Genomic DNA, 1,746 nt, shown 5'->3' with positions numbered 1-1,746 from the left:
AACATCGTGCCGGTCCTGGCGGCGGCCGGGGCCGCGCGCCAGGACCGGCACGATGTTGGGGTGGGCGCGCAGCGCCGTCCGGTAGGAGACGGCCCAGTCGTGCAGCGCGGTCCGCCAGTCCCGGCCGTCCTCGAACATCGACAGGTCGACCAGCGCGCTCACCGAGTCGGCCACCGCCTCCAGGATCTCGTCCTTGGTGCGGAAGTGGTTGTAGAGCGAGGGCCCGCTGACCCCCAGCTGTGCGGCCAGCCGGCGCGTGGAGAGGGCCGCCAGGCCCTCCGTGTCCACGAGCTCCCGTGCCGTTTCGACGATCCGGTCGGTGCTGAGCAAGGGCTTGCGCGGTCGGGCCATGGCGCACATAGTAGGGCTGGACCAGAAAACTAGCAGTGGTAATTAAAATCCCGGGGTTGGGTGACTGTCATGAACCTGGAGCTCAGCGAGGAGCAGAACGCCGTCCGCCGGCTCGCCCGGGACTTCGTCGAGCGTGAGGTCGTGCCCCACGCCACGGCCTGGGACCGTGCCGAGGAGGTCGACCGGGGCATCGTGAAGAAACTCGGCGACCTCGGCTTCCTCGGGCTGACGATCGACGAGCGGTACGGCGGCTGCGGCGGCGACCATCTCGCGTACTGCCTGGTCACCGAGGAACTGGGCCGCGGCGACTCCTCCGTGCGCGGGATCGTCTCCGTGTCCCTGGGGCTGGTGGCCAAGACCGTCGCCGCGTGGGGCAGCGAGGAGCAGAAGCGGACCTGGCTCCCCGGGCTCACCTCCGGCACGTACGTCGGCTGCTTCGGCCTCACCGAGCCGGGCACCGGTTCCGACGCCGGAAACCTCTCCACCCGGGCGGTGCGCGACGGCGACGACTACGTCGTCAACGGCACCAAGATGTTCATCACCAACGGCACCTGGGCCGATGTCGTCCTGCTGTTCGCCCGGTCGACCGACGCCCCCGGGCACAAGGGCGTGTCCGCCTTCCTCGTGCCCGCCGACACCCCCGGCCTGACCCGTCGCACCCTGCACGGCAAGCTCGGCCTGCGCGGCCAGGCCACCGCCGAGCTGGTGCTGGAGGACGTACGCGTGCCCGCGTCCGCGATGCTGGCCCCCGAGGGCAAGGGCTTCTCCGTCGCCATGTCCGCCCTCGCCAAGGGCCGTATGTCGGTCGCCGCGGGCTGCGTCGGCATCGCCCAGGCCGCGCTCGACGCGGCCGTGCGGTACGCGGGGGAGCGCGAGCAGTTCGGGAAGACCATCGCCCATCACCAACTCGTCCAGGAACTGATCAGCGACATCGCCGTGGACGTCGACGCCGCCCGGCTGCTGACCTGGCGGGTCGCCGACCTGATCGACCGCGGGCAGCCGTTCGCCGTCGAGTCCTCCAAGGCCAAGCTCTTCGCCTCGGAGGCGGCCGTCCGCGCCGCCAACAACGCCCTCCAGGTCTACGGCGGTTACGGCTACATCGACGAGTACCCGGCGGGCAAGCTGCTGCGCGACGCCCGCGTCATGACACTCTACGAGGGCACGAGCCAGATCCAGAAACTGGTCATCGGCCGTGCGCTGACCGGGGTTTCGGCGTTCTGAGACGGGGAGACCGCCGGGCGGGACCGTACGGAAGGGGCGGACCGGGCGGGACGGGGCGGATCAGGGGGAGGAGACGGACCGGCCGGTCTGAGTAGCCGGTCCGTGGCGGATCTGAGTATCCCGACGGATGTGCGGAGCGCCGCGGACGCCGACCCTGTTCCCATGAGCGACACA

The 1,746-nt window shown here is 70.8% G+C and carries 2 protein-coding genes; one reads left to right on the top strand and one right to left on the bottom strand.

All coding sequences use genetic code 11. From position 1 onward, the window contains the following. On the bottom strand, window positions 1–360 hold a 360-nt coding region (locus AOK11_RS19415), incomplete at its 3' end, for a TetR/AcrR family transcriptional regulator (protein ID WP_206188883.1). A 60-nt stretch (window positions 361–420) separates the two neighbouring features. Between AOK11_RS19415 and AOK11_RS19410 the strand changes: the two genes are divergently transcribed. Next, on the top strand, window positions 421–1,572 hold the full coding sequence (locus AOK11_RS19410) for an acyl-CoA dehydrogenase family protein (protein ID WP_055594983.1): 1,152 nt from the start codon (window positions 421–423) through the stop codon (window positions 1,570–1,572). Window positions 1,573–1,746: the final 174 nt, after the last annotated feature.

It is taken from the genome of Streptomyces hirsutus, from assembly GCF_001418415.1.
Taxonomy (GTDB): Bacteria; Actinomycetota; Actinomycetes; order Streptomycetales; family Streptomycetaceae; genus Streptomyces; species Streptomyces hirsutus.
The sequence above is the reverse complement of the archived record's forward strand: the minus strand, read 5'-3'. Positions and strand labels throughout refer to the sequence as shown.